General features: G+C 48.6%; 24 protein-coding genes (1 of these 24 only partly in view). 3 read left to right on the top strand and 21 right to left on the bottom strand.

Going from position 1 to position 17,630, the window contains the following annotated elements; genetic code table 11:
• A protein-coding gene (locus ACX1C1_RS04285) for a hypothetical protein (RefSeq protein WP_458955915.1) crosses the window boundary here: on the bottom strand, positions 1–186 show its 5' portion. 39 nt of this gene lie to the left of the window's left edge; the window shows 186 of its 225 coding nt (coding positions 1–186); its start codon is at positions 184–186; its stop codon lies off the left edge, out of view.
• Between the two features lie 224 nt (positions 187–410).
• The gene (locus ACX1C1_RS04290; RefSeq protein WP_458955916.1) at positions 411–1,037 is read right to left on the bottom strand and encodes a stage II sporulation protein M; all 627 of its coding nucleotides are present in this window, start codon (positions 1,035–1,037) and stop codon (positions 411–413) included.
• A gap of 139 nt (positions 1,038–1,176) precedes the next feature.
• Here ACX1C1_RS04290 and pdaB point away from each other — a divergent pair, with 139 nt between their 5' ends.
• A complete protein-coding gene (pdaB, locus tag ACX1C1_RS04295) occupies positions 1,177–2,004 on the top strand; it encodes a polysaccharide deacetylase family sporulation protein PdaB (RefSeq protein ID WP_458955917.1) in 828 nt (275 codons plus the stop codon).
• A 29-nt stretch (positions 2,005–2,033) separates the two neighbouring features.
• On the opposite strand, the gene ACX1C1_RS04300 is transcribed toward pdaB, so the two are convergent.
• A complete protein-coding gene (locus ACX1C1_RS04300; protein WP_458955918.1) occupies positions 2,034–2,657 on the bottom strand; it encodes a KinB-signaling pathway activation protein in 624 nt (207 codons plus the stop codon).
• A gap of 173 nt (positions 2,658–2,830) precedes the next feature.
• Here ACX1C1_RS04300 and gerD point away from each other — a divergent pair, with 173 nt between their 5' ends.
• On the top strand, positions 2,831–3,526 hold the full coding sequence (gene gerD, locus ACX1C1_RS04305; protein ID WP_458955919.1) for a spore germination lipoprotein GerD: 696 nt from the start codon (positions 2,831–2,833) through the stop codon (positions 3,524–3,526).
• 113 nt (positions 3,527–3,639) lie between these two features.
• Here the strand turns inward: gerD and ACX1C1_RS04310 are convergent, their stop codons facing one another.
• The 6 genes from ACX1C1_RS04310 to rplM form a co-directional block, all read right to left on the bottom strand.
• Positions 3,640–4,758 carry a P-loop NTPase gene (locus tag ACX1C1_RS04310; protein ID WP_458955920.1) on the bottom strand — a complete coding sequence of 373 codons (1,119 nt, stop codon included), beginning with the start codon at positions 4,756–4,758 and terminating at the stop codon, positions 3,640–3,642.
• A gap of 262 nt (positions 4,759–5,020) precedes the next feature.
• Complete coding sequence (gene cwlD, locus ACX1C1_RS04315; RefSeq protein ID WP_458957592.1) at positions 5,021–5,815, bottom strand: N-acetylmuramoyl-L-alanine amidase CwlD; 795 nt, start codon at positions 5,813–5,815, stop codon at positions 5,021–5,023.
• 266 nt (positions 5,816–6,081) lie between these two features.
• Complete coding sequence (gene sat / locus ACX1C1_RS04320; RefSeq protein WP_458955921.1) at positions 6,082–7,248, bottom strand: sulfate adenylyltransferase; 1,167 nt, start codon at positions 7,246–7,248, stop codon at positions 6,082–6,084.
• Positions 7,249–7,283: 35 nt separating this feature from the next.
• Positions 7,284–7,979 (bottom strand): phosphoadenylyl-sulfate reductase, encoded by a 696-nt coding sequence (locus tag ACX1C1_RS04325; RefSeq protein WP_458955922.1) that lies wholly within the window; start codon positions 7,977–7,979, stop codon positions 7,284–7,286.
• 190 nt (positions 7,980–8,169) lie between these two features.
• A complete protein-coding gene (gene rpsI / locus ACX1C1_RS04330) occupies positions 8,170–8,562 on the bottom strand; it encodes a 30S ribosomal protein S9 (protein ID WP_028609625.1) in 393 nt (130 codons plus the stop codon).
• Positions 8,563–8,582: 20 nt separating this feature from the next.
• Positions 8,583–9,020 (bottom strand): 50S ribosomal protein L13, encoded by a 438-nt coding sequence (gene rplM, locus ACX1C1_RS04335; protein WP_458955923.1) that lies wholly within the window; start codon positions 9,018–9,020, stop codon positions 8,583–8,585.
• 360 nt (positions 9,021–9,380) lie between these two features.
• Between rplM and ACX1C1_RS04340 the strand changes: the two genes are divergently transcribed.
• A complete protein-coding gene (locus ACX1C1_RS04340; protein ID WP_458955924.1) occupies positions 9,381–10,349 on the top strand; it encodes a DUF4097 family beta strand repeat-containing protein in 969 nt (322 codons plus the stop codon).
• A 75-nt stretch (positions 10,350–10,424) separates the two neighbouring features.
• On the opposite strand, the gene truA is transcribed toward ACX1C1_RS04340, so the two are convergent.
• From truA to rplO, 12 genes are all read right to left on the bottom strand, one after another.
• A complete protein-coding gene (truA, locus tag ACX1C1_RS04345; RefSeq protein WP_458957593.1) occupies positions 10,425–11,225 on the bottom strand; it encodes a tRNA pseudouridine(38-40) synthase TruA in 801 nt (266 codons plus the stop codon).
• A 167-nt stretch (positions 11,226–11,392) separates the two neighbouring features.
• Positions 11,393–11,758, bottom strand: coding sequence for a 50S ribosomal protein L17 (gene rplQ / locus ACX1C1_RS04350; RefSeq protein WP_458955925.1), 366 nt, complete (start codon positions 11,756–11,758; stop codon positions 11,393–11,395).
• Between the two features lie 53 nt (positions 11,759–11,811).
• A complete protein-coding gene (locus ACX1C1_RS04355) occupies positions 11,812–12,756 on the bottom strand; it encodes a DNA-directed RNA polymerase subunit alpha (protein WP_087570331.1) in 945 nt (314 codons plus the stop codon).
• A gap of 126 nt (positions 12,757–12,882) precedes the next feature.
• The gene (rpsK, locus tag ACX1C1_RS04360; protein WP_028609630.1) at positions 12,883–13,278 is read right to left on the bottom strand and encodes a 30S ribosomal protein S11; all 396 of its coding nucleotides are present in this window, start codon (positions 13,276–13,278) and stop codon (positions 12,883–12,885) included.
• A 19-nt stretch (positions 13,279–13,297) separates the two neighbouring features.
• A complete protein-coding gene (gene rpsM / locus ACX1C1_RS04365; protein ID WP_187103427.1) occupies positions 13,298–13,666 on the bottom strand; it encodes a 30S ribosomal protein S13 in 369 nt (122 codons plus the stop codon).
• 19 nt (positions 13,667–13,685) lie between these two features.
• Complete coding sequence (rpmJ, locus tag ACX1C1_RS04370) at positions 13,686–13,799, bottom strand: 50S ribosomal protein L36 (RefSeq protein WP_003333770.1); 114 nt, start codon at positions 13,797–13,799, stop codon at positions 13,686–13,688.
• Between the two features lie 46 nt (positions 13,800–13,845).
• Entirely contained in the window at positions 13,846–14,061 is a 216-nt protein-coding gene (gene infA, locus ACX1C1_RS04375; RefSeq protein ID WP_015847200.1) for a translation initiation factor IF-1, read from the bottom strand.
• Positions 14,062–14,063: 2 nt separating this feature from the next.
• A complete protein-coding gene (locus ACX1C1_RS04380) occupies positions 14,064–14,345 on the bottom strand; it encodes a hypothetical protein (RefSeq protein WP_458955927.1) in 282 nt (93 codons plus the stop codon).
• A 1-nt stretch (position 14,346) separates the two neighbouring features.
• Complete coding sequence (gene map, locus ACX1C1_RS04385; RefSeq protein ID WP_458955928.1) at positions 14,347–15,111, bottom strand: type I methionyl aminopeptidase; 765 nt, start codon at positions 15,109–15,111, stop codon at positions 14,347–14,349.
• Entirely contained in the window at positions 15,111–15,761 is a 651-nt protein-coding gene (locus ACX1C1_RS04390; RefSeq protein ID WP_458955929.1) for an adenylate kinase, read from the bottom strand. Before ACX1C1_RS04390 ends, map begins: the two co-directional genes overlap by 1 nt.
• A 92-nt stretch (positions 15,762–15,853) precedes the next feature.
• The gene (gene secY, locus ACX1C1_RS04395; RefSeq protein WP_458955930.1) at positions 15,854–17,155 is read right to left on the bottom strand and encodes a preprotein translocase subunit SecY; all 1,302 of its coding nucleotides are present in this window, start codon (positions 17,153–17,155) and stop codon (positions 15,854–15,856) included.
• Positions 17,156–17,596: a 50S ribosomal protein L15 gene (rplO, locus tag ACX1C1_RS04400; RefSeq protein ID WP_458955931.1), complete on the bottom strand. Its 441-nt coding sequence runs from the start codon at positions 17,594–17,596 to the stop codon at positions 17,156–17,158.
• Between the last annotated feature and the right edge of the window lie 34 nt (positions 17,597–17,630).

Genomic DNA, 17,630 nt, shown 5'->3' on the forward strand with positions numbered 1-17,630 from the left:
CAGTTCCTTTGGCGAAGCGATCCGAGCATACATTCTGAATATAATTTTATACCTGCGGGCGATCGCTTGTTTGATGTCGCCATCTAACCTAGAGTCGTTAAGATCCAACAGCATTTCGTCTAATTCCTTGCGCAGCACATAGTCGAGTTCCTTGCATTCTTTGTCGTTGAAGAGTATTCCGAGCATAACCGTAAGCGGCCTCCTTTGGGTATGTAGCGCGATTGGACCGTCATCAGACGTAACGTGGCGAAACTGCTGTTGCTGGCGTTAGGCGCCACAGCTCATTTCATCCTAAGAATTACAGGTTCATAAGGAAGACCTTATCTTACCGAATAATTCAAAAAAAGCAGTGTCGTCGCCAATGCGTTTCGACACCGCCTTACTGTTATGCTCAAATATTGGAAATAATATTACAACGACAACAACCAACCTGTAAAAGTACTTTCAATAACGGAAGCAATTAGTAATGCAATGGTCAATATAATGATGATCGGCACAATTCTGATAATAAAATGAGTAAACTCATCACCGATGCCTCTCACCTTGTTGCGAGCAAACAAAAGGTTCCCGAGCAACCGCAGGACGAGAACACCGAACCTAATTCCATATGCGCAAGCCACTATAATTGCCGGGATTTCGATTATGCCGTGAGGCAGCAAACCTTTGACCACCAAATCGAATACGGAAATCGAATCAGGCGCCTGCGACACTCTTTCGACCAGATAACCAATAACCATCCCATTGACGACAAGGAATATAAACGGCAGAACACCAAAAAAAGCGCCCAAAAAAATGATCATGATGGATTTAATCGCGTTATTCAAAAAAATAACTACAATCATCGCAAGCGTCTTGTTCTCCGCTTTCTCCACAGTGTCGACGAGCTGTCCGAGCGCAGCCAGTTGGCTGTCCAAAAAGGAATGGAATGCCGGATTGCTTGCTCCTACAACAATACCTGCAATAAACAAGACAGCCGCAATACCAATAAAACGCCCAGTAGACTTCAGGTCTCCCCATATCGCTTGCCATTTGAACATCGACATGACCCTCCTCGCATTCATAAAAAACTATATTGGCATATCCCCGATGTGTACGAGCATAGATTGTACTAGTAGAGCTAGTCAAGCCCTTGCCTCGGGATGCCGAGGCATACCCAAGAGAGGAGAGCCCCTTCCTATGAACATGTTTTATGTACTGAACGGCAGAAAGCTCAAGAAATACTTTTTTATCGCGATCGCTCTCGTGTTTTCTATCGGTATTATTTATGCAGAGCGCGACAACATTACGGTGTTCGCCCCTCAACAGCCTGCAGCCATCTACAGTGTACCGACGGACAAGAAGGTCGTCGCGCTTACGTTCGACATCAGCTGGGGAGACAAGCGTGCCGAGCCTATCCTAGAGGTGCTGAAGGAGAAAAACATTACACAAGCAACGTTTTTCCTCTCCTCCCTTTGGAGTCAGTCTCACCCCGACCTCGTGAAGAAAATTCAAGACGCTGGTTACGAAATCGGCAGCCATGGTCACAAACACGACTTCTACACCAAGTTCAGCGATGAAGAAATTCGCAAACAAATTGCTACAGCACACACCATTCTATCTGATATTACCGGCAAACAACCGAATCTGATTCGCTTGCCTAACGGAGATTTTGACAAACGTGTCCTCCGGATTGCCGAAGAGCTCCAATATAAAGTCATTCAATGGGATACCGATTCGATGGACTGGATGAACATCGGAACGGACAAAATCATTGATCGTGTCGTGAATCGCACGCATCCCGGCGATATTATTCTGCTTCACGCCAGCGATACCGTACTGCAAACGCACGAAGCGTTGCCCGTTATCATTGATCAATTGAGGGAAAAAGGCTACGAGTTCGCCAACGTTACGCAGCTTATCAATGGTACCGAAGCACAAGGAAATACAGTACAGGCGACTCCCTCCGACTCCTTGGATCAAAAGAAGCCCGCCACCGCTCAGCAACTTAACGCTGCAAGCGAATAAACGGACTTCCAAGTAGATTAAATATTTCCTTAACCGGCCGATTTCGCGGGCACTACCGCGGAGTCGGCTTCTTTGGCGCCAAGCAGGCGATGCATCATTATATTTTGGTATGCATTGCAGACGAATAACGGGATCATCATAAAGATAATCGCGGCGACGTTAGTTGCGCCCTGCAGCGCCGGCCAAGCCTCGACGAAAGTAACAAAATATAAAAGGAACATCGTAGGAAGAAACGCGCTATTGTTCGTTTGTTTAACCTTAAACCAAGAAACCAAGAGTGACGCAACGAACAAAATAAGCGGCAGAACCCAGAAAAACCAATTATTTGTTCTCTCTTCGTATAATACGTAACCAAGACCAAATACGGCAAACAATGTTGTATAGCCTTGCAGCGCATGCCACAAATATTTGCGGCGGAAGACGCTAAGCGCAATATAATTAAGCGTCAAGTAGGCGAAAAAGCCCATTTGGCTAAAGGCACCAATCATCAAGCCGGAGATGCCCATCATCAAGATGTTGAAGCCGGTTGCTTCCATCCCGAGAAAGCCGAATTCCTGATCTGTAAGCAGCATAATCCCGCCGGCAACGATACAGACGACCGCACCTAACGCCATTGTGCTCCAAAATAAGAAAAACCATTTCCGCAATGTCACGTGAGTAATCCCCCAAAATAAACGATTTGGATTTATTTTACCACGATCACAACAAAAAGCTAATGTCCTTCCATGATAAAACCGTGAACATTGCACATAATAAACACGATTCAACAAACACGAAGCGGACCCATGGTCCATACGGGCATTGACATAGGAGGGAGAATTCTCAAATGCGCATCAGGTGGTCCTTATTTTTGACGATATTCGCACTCACGTTCGTACTCGCGAGCTGTGGCGCAGAATCATCCGGCGGCGGTCAGCAGCAAATGAGCTATAAGGATATGAAGTCCATGGTCATCGATATTCTGAAAACCGAGGATGCCCAAGAAGCCTTGCAAGAATCCTCAGAACAGCGATCCGGTTATACCGCTCAACAGTCCAAGCTGCTATCGGTGCAGGATCAGGAAGAAGTACGGCTAGCCGTCAAGGATGTGATCAGCTCCCCAGATTACGACAAAGTGATTAAAAAGCTGATGACCGACACAAGGTTTGCTGGAGAATTTGCGAAAGCCGTCAACAAGGAGAACAAATCGATTCATAAAGAGTTGCTAAAGGATCCGCAATATCAAGCCGATCTATTGAAGACATTCGAAAACCCTGAGATGGAAAAAATGATTCTCGAGGTTCTCAAGAGCTCGCAGTATCGGAAAGAAGTTATGTCGCTCATGCAGGAATCGATGCAGAACCCGCTATTCCGTCTTGAAGTATTGGAGTTAATGAAAGCAGCGGTGAAAGAAGAACTGCAGACCAAACCGGATGAGAAGGTAAAAAAATCGCAGGAAGAAGGCCAGCAGGAAGAGGAACAAGGCATGGAAGAAGAAGAGCAAGGAGAAGAAGAGCAACAGCAAAACGAGGACGATCAATAATAAAGTTGAAAAGAAGGAGCAAGAGCCCGCAAGCGGCTCTTCCGGTTCGACAACGGCGTATATAACGCCGTTTCGTAGCTTAGGAAGCCATTGCGGGCTCTTGTTATGTTTTATTATGCTTTGATACGCTCGATCACGTTATCCGCAAGATCCAGATACATCATCCCTGTCTCGCTGTCTGCCTTGTAGACCGACGGGGAGAAATCAGGTTCGGATACATGGTTATCCGGAGCACCAAGTGGAATTTGGGCCAGCAAATCGCAATGAAGCGTCTCTGCAAGGCGCGCACCGCCTCCGCGACCAAATACATATTCCTTGTCTCCCGACTTCGACATGTAATAGGACATGTTCTCCACGACTCCGATGATTTCGTGTTCTGTCTTGATGGCCATCGCTCCTGCTCTAGCCGCTACGAATGCAGCAGTCGCATGAGGGGTGGTCACGATGATTTCCTTGCTTTGCGGGATAATCTGATGTACATCAAGCGCCACATCTCCGGTACCTGGCGGCAAATCCAGCAGCAAGTAATCCAACTCGCCCCACTCGATTTCCAGGAAGAAGTTGCGAAGCATCTTGCCCAGCATTGGACCGCGCCATACGATCGGGCTGTTGTCCTCGACGAAGAAACCCATGGAAATGACTTTAACTCCGAAACGTTCGATCGGAATTACTCGATCGTTCACAACCTGAGGGCGCTCCTCGATGCCCATCATATCGGGCACGCTGAAGCCATAGATGTCCGCGTCGATAATACCGACGCGCTTGCCCTTACGAGCCAAGGCGACCGCCAAGTTGACGGTCACCGTGCTCTTGCCGACGCCGCCCTTGCCGCTCGCGACGGCGATAAATTCGGTCCCGCTGCCCGCAGCCAGCAGCGGGCTGTCCAGCCCGGCCCCGTGCCCTTGCACCGGGGCCGCACTGCTCTCGGCGCCGGCTCCGCCGCTCGGCGCCTGTACAGCCTGCGGCTGCGCCTGGGCGTCCCCGCCCGGCGTTGCCGCAGGCGCGCCCTCGGCGCTACGAAACCGGCAATGCACGGTTTCGGCGCCGAGGCGCGCCAAGGCCTCGCGCAGCGAGGCCTCGAGCGCGGGCTGTGCCGCCGCGCTCGCTTCGAGAACCGTCAACGACACTTGACGGTTCCGGACCATGACATCGCGGAAGGAGATGCCTTCCGCGGGATATTGTTCAGCCATCACATGCTCGATGGCTTCGATTGCTTGCTCACGTGTTAACATGCGTTTACTACCACCTTTGTTCGAAATCGCAACCCTCCGTCTGGCGGAGCGTTCCTTCTCAACCTGCTCCCCCATTATAACACAGGTTGCGAGCTAGTCTGCAGGTCGCGCCGATAGGTGCATCCCTTCCGCTGCTTTAGCGCTATGACTGTACACGGCTCCCTTTCGGCTCTCTCGTTCTATTACTAAAGCTTATCGCTTCTTATATGTGGCTTTTGACTACTCGTTTATGCTTATAACTCGCCGCTGCAAGCCCAAGCCCCTACTCTCCGTTCTGGAGCTTGATCTCGTCCGACGTGCTGCCACTCAGCTTCTCTCCCGATACATACCTCAGTACGCCCTGGTAGATGGAGGCCGCCACTTGTCGTTGATATTCCGCGTCTGCAAGTCGCGCCGCTTCACCTGGATTAGACAGAAATCCGACCTCCACTAGCGCCGTAGGAATTTCAGTTAATGCTTTCATCAGATAAACATCCTTTTTGACGGCTGCGATCCGTGTTGTGTTGGTGAGATTTCGTTTTATTTCATCCTGAATAAACGCAGCCAGCAGGCGATTGTCGGGGTGGGCAGATGAGTTGTAGAACGTCTGGGCACCGGACCACTTATCCGATGGAATACTATTCATGTGAATGCTAATAAAGGCGGCAGCATTACTCTCTTTAATTAACGCAACTCTCCGCTTCAAGTCCTCTGTCTTACGTTTGCTATAAGCATTGGCATCCCCGCTAGCCAGATCGTAGTCGCCTTCCCTCGTCATGACGACAATCGCTCCGGCTTGCTGAAGGTAGTCGCGTAAATTTAACGCAATCGCAAGGTTAAGATCCTTCTCCACCGCTCCATCTTTGCTCACTGCTCCTCCGTCCGCGCCTCCGTGCCCTGCATCTATCGCAATTGTTTTGCCGGATAAAGGCAGCGTCCAATACGACCATGAACTGGACGAAGGCAAATTGTCGCGAAGCAGCAGTCCGGTCAATATAAGCACGGCGGCCGCCGCCGTGATCCGCAGCGCACCCTTCAGCGTTAACCAGATCACAAAATGCCGACGAAATCGACGTATCACCAAAAATCACCCCGTCTTCCATTCTATACATGCACACCCGGACAACACCTATTAAGAACCAGGCTGTCCATGCTCATTGATGTATATGGGACGAGGTGATATTTTATGTGCTTTGAGATGGATGCGCAGGCTGATTCTCCACCGAATGATCATGTAATTTTTAATTCATTCCATTTTTAATTCATTCCATATCACAAACGACAAAACGCCCGCTTTCCGAAGAAAGCGGACGTTTCCAAATGTCATATTTGTATTTGATTCAATTAGCCAACCGGCTGCTCTGACATACCCTCAATGAGAATTTTCGCCACTTCTGGACGAGAAAACTCAGGAGGAGGACATACGCCGTCACGTAGCAATGCACGAACCTTCGTTCCAGACAACGTCAGGTGAGATTCTTTGCCATGCGGGCAAGTTTTGGTTGTCGCCATGTTGCCGCATGTTGTGCAATAGAAGCTATGCTCAAAGTACAACGGAGTTATGCCGAGGTCCTCGGCAGGAATCGTCTTAAGCAGATCCTGCGCTTCGTATGTGCCATAGTAGTCGCCTACGCCTGCATGGTCGCGTCCTACTATAAAATGTGTACATCCATAGTTCTTGCGAACGATAGCGTGGAAAATCGCTTCACGAGGTCCCGCATAACGCATTGCTGCCGGGAATACGCCAAGGTGAACACGATCCTTCGGATAGTAGTTCTCCAGAAGCGCCAGATAGCTCTTCATCCGTACATTGGCAGGCACATCATCCGACTTCGTCTCGCCGACTAGTGGATTCAGGAACAGCGCATCTACGATCTCCATAGCCGTCTTCTGAATGTATTCATGAGCGCGGTGAACCGGGTTACGCGTCTGGAAACCAACTACTGTCTTCCACCCCTTCTCGGCGAACAGACGACGTGTCTCAGACGGGTCATAATAGAACTCCTGGAACTTCTCAGGCTGTGGACGGTTCAATACCGTGATGGATCCGCCAACATAGATATTCGAGCGCTCAAGTAGTTTCTGAACACCTGGATGAGCAAGATCGCCTGTTTTGAAGATATTAACCGCTTCAACATTCTGATCCACAGTGTAGATGCTCTCTACGTCGATAACGCCATAAATGATGCCGTCTTCGCCTACCAGAGCCGCTCTTTCGCCAACCTTTAGCTCAGCTGCCTTGGCTTCACTTACGGATAATGTTATAGGGATACTCCATACTGTGCCGTCTGCCAATCGCATGTCGGATACAACAGTTTGATAATCTGTCTCGTTGAGGAAACCTTTTAGCGGAGAAAACGCGCCAACACCAATCAGATCAAGATCAGAGATCGCCCAAGTATTTAACTCGATCTTATTAAGCTTTGCAGCTTCTGCAAGTAAAGCTTCACGTTGTTCACCAGATGCGACAAGATTCACTAATTCGCCGCCGTGAGGAGCAATTTGACTCATATTCGTTGAAAGCCTCCCAAAATCGTTGTGGATAATTATTTATGAAGTCCGCATTCTGTTTTTTCTTGACCCGACCAACGTCCTGCACGCGGATCTTCGCCCGGCATTACTTTACGCGTGCAATATTCGCAGCCAATGCTTGGGTAGTGTTGATCATGAAGCGGATTGTATACAACGTTATTGTCGCGGATATAGTTCCATACATCCTCCGTTGTCCAGCTCGCGATTGGGTTGAATTTCACCAAACCGAATTTGACATCATATTCGATTTTCTTAGCGTTCGCGCGCGTAGGAGCTTGATCACGTCTGATGCCCGTAATCCATGCTTCATATTTGGACAAAATAGAAGTAAGCGGCTGTACTTTACGGATATCGCAGCATTTGTTCGCATCCGTTTTCCACAGCTCTCCACCGAATTGCTCAGCTTGCTCTTCCGGTGTGATCAGCGGCTTCACCTCAACGAACGGGATGCCAGGATAAGCTTCAATCATCCGATCGCGTGTTTCGTATGTCTCTTTAAAGTGGAAGTCCGTATCCAAGTAGAAAATGTCTGTCTTAGGGCTAATCTTCTGAAGCATATCTACCAGGACAACGTCCTCGGCACCGAAACTGCACGCGAACGTAATATTCGGGAAAGTCTCGACGGCGAAACGGATAATATCTTCCGGCGATGCATTCTCGAGTTCAACAGCCTTTTGCGCAATAAGCGCTTCTTTCTCAAACAAATTCATAGGTCGTAACCTCCATCTTTAATTCCAAGTAAAGTAGTCTGTATAATTGATTATACGACTATATTCTCAAATGATCAATCCTTCTTTTCACCAATATGAGGAAAAGTTTTTATGCGTGCGCCTATAGCGTTATAATTTCACAAAAAAAATGCCATCTCTGCGTGTAGCAAAGATGGCATCTTTGAGTTGATTAACGTTTCGAGAATTGTGGAGCGCGACGAGCCGCTTTAAGACCGTATTTCTTACGTTCTTTCATACGCGGATCACGTGTCAGGAAGCCTGCACGCTTCAGAGCCGGACGGAACTCAGGGTCTGCTTTAAGCAGAGCGCGGGAGATGCCGTGACGGATTGCGCCAGCTTGGCCGGACATGCCGCCGCCGTTAGCGATAACCAATACATCGTATTTGGACAATGTGTCAGTCAGGTTAAGCGGCTGCTTAACAATCAGTTTAAGTGTTTCTAGACCAAAATATTCGTTCAGATCGCGTTTATTAACAATGATTCGTCCTTCACCCGGCACGAGACGTACACGTGCAACAGAGTGTTTACGACGACCGGTTCCATAGTATTGCACTTGAGCCATGAAACGTGTCCTCCTCTTTATTAGCCGCGAAGCTCGTAGACTTCAGGGTTTTGGGCTTGATGTGGGTGTTCCGCACCTGCGTAGACTTTCAGCTTAAGCTTCATTTGGTTGCCAAGACGGTTCTTAGGCAACATGCCGTGCACAGCCAGTTCAATCATACGCTCTGGCTTGTTTTTCAACATCTCATGTGCAGGAGTGACTTTCAAGCCACCTTGGTACATGGAGTGACGGTAGTAGTTTTTGTTAGCCATTTTGTTGCCTGTCAGAACGATCTTGGAAGCGTTGATGACAACAACGAAATCGCCAGTGTCGATGTGAGGCGTGAATTGCGGTTTGTGTTTGCCGCGGATCAGGCTTGCAGCTTCGCTAGCCAGACGTCCGAGCGTTTTGCCTTCCGCATCGATGACGAACCATTTACGTTCGACTTCATTCGACTTAGCCATATAGGTGGTACGCATGGATGATCCTCCTTAATTCTGTACAATAATCGGTTTATAACAACGTTTCCGTTGGTTAGTTATTCATGGTTGAACCTTACATTTGGTGGCCATTCTTAGTCGGGGCTGTGGGAGAGCCACTAAGAAAGCACAAGTTATATTCTACTATAAACAATTATGAAGTGCAAGCTGTTTTGGGCCTTTGGCGAAATAAAAAGTGATAATTGATTTCGCTCCCACACTAGACCTAAGACCAGTCTGTTCCTAAGTCAGCAGGCTGTTTCTACCTGACACACCAATTGCTACAATAGAAGCAATCAAGCCGCAGCGAGCATATCCGCAAGCGGAACAACATCACCTACGTTAGGGGCGTGTAGTACCATGCAAGCAAACAAAGCACTCGGTACATTGCTTGTGCTAATCGGAGCATTCGCACTCGTGTACTTATTCTGGAATAACGATAACAATCCGTTAAGCAAGTTTTTCGCTGGTCTTACCCAGCCCATCCATGATGAACGGACGTTCTCTGCGGATCAGATTAACAACTTCTCCATCGAATCGAGTAGTCTCGATGTCAACATCATCCGTGGGAGTGGCGATAACATCGTCGTCACACTTCATGGCCGTGCAGCTAAAGGAGTTGCCAAGGATCTGCAGTTAGTCTCAGAAGAAGACGGAGATACGCTTAAACTCACGCTGAAGAGGGACAATACCTTCCGATTGGGCTTCAACTGGTCGAATGTTAAATTGACAGTTGAACTGCCTGATCAGACTATGCAGTCTCTCACTGCAAAAGTTAATAGCGGCGATGTTACAATGGATACAGCAACATTCGATTCTATTGATCTTCGTACAAATTCCGGTGACATCGAAACATCGGCCGTAACAGCGTTCTCCAAGCTTCAACTCAAAACCAACAGCGGCGATCTTGAACTGGACGATATAACTGCGGGTTCCATTCATCTCGAGACAAACAGTGGTGACATCGAGATGGATCAATATGAATCCGAATTTATCCAATTCGACGTCGATAGCGGCGATGTTGTGCTTGAGAATGGCACTGGCGAACTTAAAGGTGAGGTAAGCTCCGGTGATATCCATCTCGATACCGACGATCTCACCCATCATACGAATCTCAAAGCATCTAGCGGTGATATCAGTATCTCAATATCCAAGGAACCTGCTTCCCTTGCCGTACAACTCTCAACGGATTCCGGTGATGTCGTCCTAGGCAAAAGCGGATTTACGAAGGATGGAAAAAACGGCGATAAAGACATTAACGGAAAATTCGGAGATGGAGAATTGGAGCTGATCGCTCAATCGGGCTCTGGCGACGTTATCCTCAAATGATCAACACCTTACCCGCAGACCAGCATGCAACAAGTGCTGGTCTTCTTTTTTAATCTGCTCCTATCTGAACCTTCCTTATTCCGCATCATCGTCCAATAATTCCGTCTCCATCTGCACCAGCGGCTCTGGAGCGCTCCAATCGCTGTACTCCACATCCACTAGCATAAGCCCATGAGCCATAGCTGTAGGACCCGCTAGCGTTCGTGATTTGCCTTCCAGAATCCGTTTCATGTCTGCAGCCTTCAGCTTGCCTTGACCAACCCACAATAACGTACCCATAATAACGCGCACCATATTATATAAGAATCCGTTTCCCGTTATATACAGGTGCAAAACACCATGTTCTTGTAAGAAATACGCTTCATAAATTGTGCGGATATGATGTGGCTTAGTAGAGTGAATAGAAGTATAGGAAGTAAAGTCATGCCTGCCTACAAGATACGCTAACCCTTCTTCCATCGCTGCAACATTCAATTTCGTCGGATGGTGGAAGCGATAGGATCTAGAGAATACATCAGGAAATTTGTTCGTATCGATAGAATAACGATAAGTCTTTCTTTTGGCCGAACGTCTCGAATGAAAATCGAACGAAACGTCCCATGCCTCCAGGATAATAATGTCCTTAGGGAGCCTTGTATTAAGCGCGATTGCCCAGCGTTCCGTCGGAATGCTCGAAGACGTACGGAAGTTAAAGACCTGCCCCATGGCGTGTACGCCGGCATCCGTCCGACCGGATCCGATAATGACGATGTTCTCGCCCGTAAGGTGATGGATCGCCTTCTCTATTTCATCTTGTACGGTTCTCCCGTACGGCTGTGATTGGAATCCGTTAAATCCGCTACCGTCATAACTTACTTTTACGCCAATGTTGCGAATGTCACTCACTCCGCTTCTATATCCATTACACATAGCGCTACACAAACATATTCTCTAAGAATTAAAAAAAGGTGGCCTCAAGGGTCCACCCTTTCTTGTTATATCTGTGATCGAAACGCGCTGTGCCATCAATGAATGGCAACAGCCGTCTCAACTTGTAAGACATCTTACGCGCGGTCTACCAGCTCAAGGTAAACCATAGGCGCGGAGTCACCGCGACGAGGTCCGAGCTTAAGGATACGCGTGTAACCGCCTGGACGCTCCGAATAACGAGCAGCCAGTTCGGAGAACAGCTTTTGGATTGCGTCTTGCTCACCGTTAACGGTTTCGCGACGCACATAAGCTGCAACTTGACGACGAGCATGAAGATCACCTTTTTTAGCTTTAGTGATCAGCTTTTCAGCGATAGAACGAACTTCTTTCGCTTTAGCTTCAGTCGTTTGAATACGCTCATAAAGGAACAGATCTGTAACGAGGTCGCGGAACAATGCTTTCCGCGCGCTAGCGTCACGTCCCAATTTTTGATATGCCATCTTGTTTTCCCCTCCCTTGCTGTGTGGTCTAACTCTGCTGTCAGACTACGATACTACTCTTCCATGCGCAAGCCAAGACCAAGCTCTTCAAGCTTCTCTTGAACTTCTTCCAAGGATTTGCGACCAAGGTTACGAACCTTCATCATATCCTCTTCGGATTTCGTGATCAGCTCTTGAACGGTATTGATGCCTGCACGTTTCAAGCAGTTATATGAACGTACGGACAGATCCAGTTCTTCGATAGTCATCTCTAGAACTTTCTCTTTTTTGTCCTCTTCCTTTTCAACCATGATTTCAGCATCTTTGGCTTCATCCGTTAATCCAACGAACAAGTCCAAGTGCTCGGTAAGAATTTTAGCGCCGAGGCTTACAGCCTCTTCAGGGCGAATACTACCGTCCGTCCAAACTTCTAGCGTCAGCTTGTCATAGTTCGTGACTTGACCGACGCGAGTGTTCTCTACGCTGTAATTAACCCGAGTAATGGGCGTGTAAATTGAATCGACAGGAATGACACCAATCGGTTGATCGTCGCTCTTGTTCCGGTCCGCTTGCACGTAACCGCGTCCCCGATTAGCAAAAATCCGCATATGGAGCCGCGCTCCGGAGGCCAAGGTCGCAATGTGAAGATCAGGGCTTAAAATCTCGACATCGCTATCAGCTCGAATATCGCCCGCTGTTACGTTCCCTTCGCCTTCCGCATCGATCTCCAACACTTTCTCTTCGTCGGAATGGATCTTAAGCGACAGGCCTTTCAGGTTCAGAATGATTTCCGTTACGTCCTCAATCACTCCGGGAACCGTAGAAAACTCATGCAGGACTCCGTCGATTTGTACCGACGTTACCGCTGCACCAGGCAAAGACGACAACAAAATTCGGCGAAGCGAATTTCCAAGCGTCGTGCCGTATCCGCGTTCCAGCGGCTCGACCACGAAACGTCCGTATGTGCCCTCGTTATTCAGCTCTACGGTTTCGATTTTCGGCTTTTCGATCTCAATCACTAATAGTACCCTCCTTCAAACGTCGCTCCGTTACCTAGTCGTTCATTGTGCCTAATCATGTAGTATGCCAAACCTTCACAACCATTATTCACAAGTTGTAGTCATTTGATACCACAAAGGAATGGGCTATACGCGACGACGTTTCGGTGGACGGCATCCGTTATGTGGAACTGGGGTTACATCCTTAATGAGGTTAACTTCCAATCCAGCAGCCTGCAGCGAACGAATCGCAGCTTCACGGCCAGCGCCAGGTCCTTTAACCATAACTTCGACAGTTCTCATGCCATGCTCCATTGCTGCTTTAGCAGCGGATTCAGCAGCCATTTGAGCTGCGAACGGCGTGCTCTTACGGGAGCCCTTGAAACCAAGGTTACCGGAGCTTGCCCAAGAGATTGCATTACCGTGCGGGTCAGTGATCGTAACGATCGTGTTGTTGAACGTCGAACGAATGTGAGCCACGCCTGTGTCAATGTTTTTCCGATCGCGACGTTTTGTGCGAACGACTTTTTTTGGTTTAGCCATTGTCCATTATCCTCCTTTCTTATTTCTTCTTGTTCGCTACAGTACGACGTGGACCTTTACGCGTGCGCGCATTTGTTTTCGTACGTTGACCACGAACAGGAAGTCCGCGACGGTGACGAAGACCACGGTAGCAGCCGATCTCAGTTAGACGCTTAATGTTAAGCGAGATTTCACGACGAAGGTCGCCTTCTACTTTAACACTCTTGTCGATGGCTTCGCGCAAACGAGCAAGCTCATCCTCAGTCAGATCGCGAACGCGAGTGTCTGGGTTAACTTCCGTAGAAGCCAGGATTTTTTGCGAAGTCGTTTTGCCGATACCGAAAATATACGTCAGGGCGATTTCAACGCGCTTATCGCGCGGAATATCTACACCAGCTATACGTGCCATGGGCTATAGTTCCCTCCTTTTATCCTTGTTTTTGTTTGTGTTTCGGATTTTCACAAATCACCATAACGTTGCCTTTACGACGAATGACTTTGCATTTTTCGCAAATCGGCTTAACCGAAGGTCTAACCTTCATTGTGATTACCTCCCGAATCTTTCGAAAAGCTTGCCGCTAACAGCGGTTACTTCCGATAGGTGATGCGCCCTCTCGATAAATCGTAAGGCGATAACTGTATGACCACTTTGTCTCCGGTCAGAATGCGGATGAAGTGCATTCTAAGCTTGCCGGATACATGTGCGAGAATTTGATGACCGTTCTCCAGCTCCACCTTGAACATCGCATTTGGCAACGGCTCTATAACCGTACCTTCGACCTCAATGACGTCTTCCTTCGCCACCGTCATTCTCCTTTCGCATGCGCGTACTTCTGAATTGCGTAACGTAATTTGGCATTCGTCACTCTGCCTGTTTCTTGCAAGCTGCTTATTACCTCATGACTTAAGGCAGGTTGTAACATCAGATGCAGAACGTTCTTTTTCTTGGGCTGGTCGAATCTACGCTTATCACCATCTGCAATCATAACGAATTTATCGTCGATGATCGAAATTATAACGGCGTAGCTTTCCTCGTCCTTGCCTCGAAGCACTTTGACGAACTGACCAACTTGGGGACGAGCATCCATCTTACACCTCGGTCTGCTGCGGCAATTTGGTCAATATTTCAAAGCCGTCCTCCGTGACGGCAACCGTGTGCTCAAAGTGAGCGCACCAGGAACCGTCTTGCGTTACGACTGTCCAATCGTCTTCGAGCGTGCGTACATATCGTTCTCCGATATTGACCATCGGCTCGATGGCAAGCACCATACCCGGCTTCAGCCGCGGCCCTCTGTCCGGTATACCATAGTTCGGTATTTGCGGTTCTTCATGCAATTCCGCGCCGATTCCGTGCCCTACGTATTCCCGCACAACTGAGAAACCTGCTGCTTCAATAACCTTCTGGATGGCGTGCGATATCGTATAAAGCCTGATATCCGGTTTGACGAGCGCAAGACCCGCATAAAGCGATTCTTCCGAAACATCAAGCAGTCTCTGAACTACAGGCGTCACATTCCCGACCGCATAGGTCCAGGCGGAATCGCCATGATATCCTTCGTACTGTGCCCCGATATCGATGCTTATAATATCGCCCTCGTTCAACTTGCGAGATCCAGGGAATCCGTGCACCAATTCGTCATTGACAGAAGCGCAGATGCTGGAAGGAAACCCATTGTAACCTTTAAAGGAAGGAACGGCATTCTGGCTACGAATATACCCTTCAGCAATTCGATCGAGCTCACCTGTAGTGATACCCGGCTTAACTGCCGCCGCCATCAAGCGATGCGTTTCCGCAACAATCCGTCCGGCTTCCCTCATTAATCGCAGCTCCGATTCGGATTTGCAAATAATCATTACAACGTACCTTTCAGGCAGGAAACGATATCGTTCGTTACTACGTCGATATCCTTCTCGCCATCGACTTCGCGTAGTAGACCCTTACCGCTGTAGTAATCAAGAAGCGGAGCCGTCTTGGACGTGTATTCGTCAAGGCGTGTGCCCACTTTCTCTGCTGTATCATCAGAACGTTGATACAACTCTCCACCGTCTTTGTCGCAGATACCTTCGACCTTAGGTGGATTGAATAGTACATGGTAAGTCGATCCGCAAGATTTGCAGATGCGTCTGCCCGTCAAACGTGCAAGCAGCAATCCGCGGTCAACCTTCAAGTTCACGACATGATCGACGCTGCGGCCAAGCTCCGTCAACATAACATCAAGCGTTTCGGCTTGTTGCAATGTACGGGGAAAGCCATCCAGAAGGAAACCCTTCTGGCAATCGTCTTGAGCTAGACGCTCTTTCACGATGCCGTTCGTAATTTCATCTGGAACAAGTAGACCTTGATCTACATATTCCTTCGCTTTCAAACCAAGCGGCGTCCCTTGCTTCATAGCAAGACGGAAAGCGTCGCCCGTCGAAATGTGCGGAATGCCGAATTCTTCTACGATCCGCTCTGCTTGCGTTCCCTTGCCGGCTCCCGGAGGGCCCATGAATAAAATGTTCATTACCGTGTTCCTCGCTTTAAACGCAGGAAGGTTCGTTCGGGTACCGCACCGCACCAATTAGGAAGCGCGGCAGCCCGCTGTCGAACCTACTGTTATTTATTGATAAACCCTTTGTAATGACGTTTGATCAATTGGCTTTCGATCTGCTTCATCGTATCAAGCGCAACGCCGACAACGATGAGGAGCGAAGTGCCACCAAGCTGTACTGACCTTGGCAATCCCGCAAGTGAACCGAACAACACAGGGAACACAGAGATCAAGGCCAGGAAGAGCGCACCCGTGAGTGTAATCCGCGACATTACGCGAGTCAGGTAAGCGGATGTCGGTTTGCCAGGACGGATGCCCGGGATGTAACCGCCATTCTTCTTCATCTGATCAGCCATCTGAACCGGATTAATCTGCACGAAGGTGTAGAAGAAGGTGAAACCGATGATCAGCAATACGTACAATACCATTCCGAGAGGACGGTCATAGTTCATATTGTTGATAATCCAGTCTGCCCAAGGCTGCGTGGCCCAGAAGTTCGCAATCGTTACAGGGAACATGATCAGGGATACCGCGAAGATAACCGGGATGACGCCTGCGCCGTTTACCTTCATTGGAATGTGAGTCGATTGTCCACCGTACATCTTGCGCCCAACAACACGTTTAGCGTATTGAACAGGGATCTTCCGGATACCTTGCTGGATGAAGATAACGCCGACGATGATCGCTATAATAACGAGTACGATCAGCACCATCTTCAGGATATTGAAGAACAATTGATCTTCAGCACCAACGAATTGATCTTGGTACAGTGTGCGAACGTGGCCAGGGATACCAGCTACGATTGCAGCGAAGATCAAGATCGAAATACCGTTGCCGATACCTCTCTCCGTAATTTGCTCACCGAGCCACATCAAGAAAGCTGTACCAGCTGTCAGGATGATCGCAATGACCAAATAGTCTACGAAGGTTGCGTTAGGGATCATTTCGAGGCCGAAAGAGCGGTTAAAGCCGATCGCTGTCGCGAAGCCTTGTACCAAACCTAAAATGATTGTACCATAACGCGTAATTTGGGCTAGCTTACGCTTCCCGTTTTCGCCTTCCTTCGCCCATTCCGCGAATTTAGGAATTACGTCCATGGACAACAGCTGCACGATAATCGATGCAGTGATGTATGGTGTAATACCAATCGCGAAGATGGAGAATTGGAAGAGCGCACCGCCCGAGAACGTGTTAAGCAGGCCGAACAAGTCAGCGCCTTGCGAATCCATGTTCTCGAATACGGTTTTGTCTACTCCCGGAACTGGAATGAAAGAGCCAATCCGGTAAATGAAAAGAATGAAAAGTGTAAATAGGATCCTAGTTCTCAGATCCGCAACTTTCCAGATGTTGGACACGGTCGTGAACAATTAGATCACCTCGGTTTTACCGCCGGCAGCCTGGATTTTCTCTACCGCAGATTGAGAGAACTTGTTTGCTTTAACAGTGAGCTCTACTTTCAATTCGCCGTTACCCAAGACTTTGATTCCTGCCAACGGGTTACTGATAACCCCTTGCTCAACAAGAAACGCTGGAGTAATTTCTGTCCCTGCAGCAAAGCTGTTCAGATCTTCAATGTTAATAATCGCATATTCCTTACGGAATGGATTATTGAAACCGCGCTTCGGAACGCGACGGTACAAAGGATTTTGGCCACCCTCGAATCCAGGACGTACACCGCCGCCGGAACGAGCGTTTTGACCTTTATGACCTTTACCTGCCGTCTTACCGTTACCGGAACCGATACCGCGACCTTTGCGCTTTGGCGCTTGAGTCGAGCCCGGTGCTGGTGCTAGATCATGCAATTTCATCGTTCGTGCACCTCCTTGTTTATTTCGTGTAATA

This window comes from Paenibacillus sp. strain BS8-2, assembly GCF_054483835.1.

Bases quoted from the DNA above. Each gene is read 5' to 3' on its own strand.
- ACX1C1_RS04390 (WP_458955929.1), bottom strand. From the start codon at position 15,761: ATGAACATTTTATTCATGGGCCCTCCGGGAGCCGGCAAGGGAACGCAA.
- rplM (WP_458955923.1), bottom strand. From the start codon at position 9,020: ATGCGTACCACCTATATGGCTAAGTCGAATGAAGTCGAACGTAAATGG.
- ACX1C1_RS04340 (WP_458955924.1), top strand. From the start codon at position 9,381: ATGCAAGCAAACAAAGCACTCGGTACATTGCTTGTGCTAATCGGAGCA.
- rpsK (WP_028609630.1), bottom strand. From the start codon at position 13,278: ATGGCTAAACCAAAAAAAGTCGTTCGCACAAAACGTCGCGATCGGAAA.
- rpmJ (WP_003333770.1), bottom strand. From the start codon at position 13,799: ATGAAGGTTAGACCTTCGGTTAAGCCGATTTGCGAAAAATGCAAAGTC.
- rpsM (WP_187103427.1), bottom strand. From the start codon at position 13,666: ATGGCACGTATAGCTGGTGTAGATATTCCGCGCGATAAGCGCGTTGAA.
- map (WP_458955928.1), bottom strand. From the start codon at position 15,111: ATGATTATTTGCAAATCCGAATCGGAGCTGCGATTAATGAGGGAAGCC.
- ACX1C1_RS04290 (WP_458955916.1), bottom strand. From the start codon at position 1,037: ATGTTCAAATGGCAAGCGATATGGGGAGACCTGAAGTCTACTGGGCGT.
- ACX1C1_RS04380 (WP_458955927.1), bottom strand. From the start codon at position 14,345: ATGGATGCTCGTCCCCAAGTTGGTCAGTTCGTCAAAGTGCTTCGAGGC.
- pdaB (WP_458955917.1), top strand. From the start codon at position 1,177: ATGAACATGTTTTATGTACTGAACGGCAGAAAGCTCAAGAAATACTTT.
- gerD (WP_458955919.1), top strand. From the start codon at position 2,831: ATGCGCATCAGGTGGTCCTTATTTTTGACGATATTCGCACTCACGTTC.
- ACX1C1_RS04325 (WP_458955922.1), bottom strand. From the start codon at position 7,979: ATGAATTTGTTTGAGAAAGAAGCGCTTATTGCGCAAAAGGCTGTTGAA.
- rpsI (WP_028609625.1), bottom strand. From the start codon at position 8,562: ATGGCTCAAGTGCAATACTATGGAACCGGTCGTCGTAAACACTCTGTT.
- sat (WP_458955921.1), bottom strand. From the start codon at position 7,248: ATGAGTCAAATTGCTCCTCACGGCGGCGAATTAGTGAATCTTGTCGCA.
- rplQ (WP_458955925.1), bottom strand. From the start codon at position 11,758: ATGGCATATCAAAAATTGGGACGTGACGCTAGCGCGCGGAAAGCATTG.
- ACX1C1_RS04310 (WP_458955920.1), bottom strand. From the start codon at position 4,758: ATGTTAACACGTGAGCAAGCAATCGAAGCCATCGAGCATGTGATGGCT.
- rplO (WP_458955931.1), bottom strand. From the start codon at position 17,596: ATGAAATTGCATGATCTAGCACCAGCACCGGGCTCGACTCAAGCGCCA.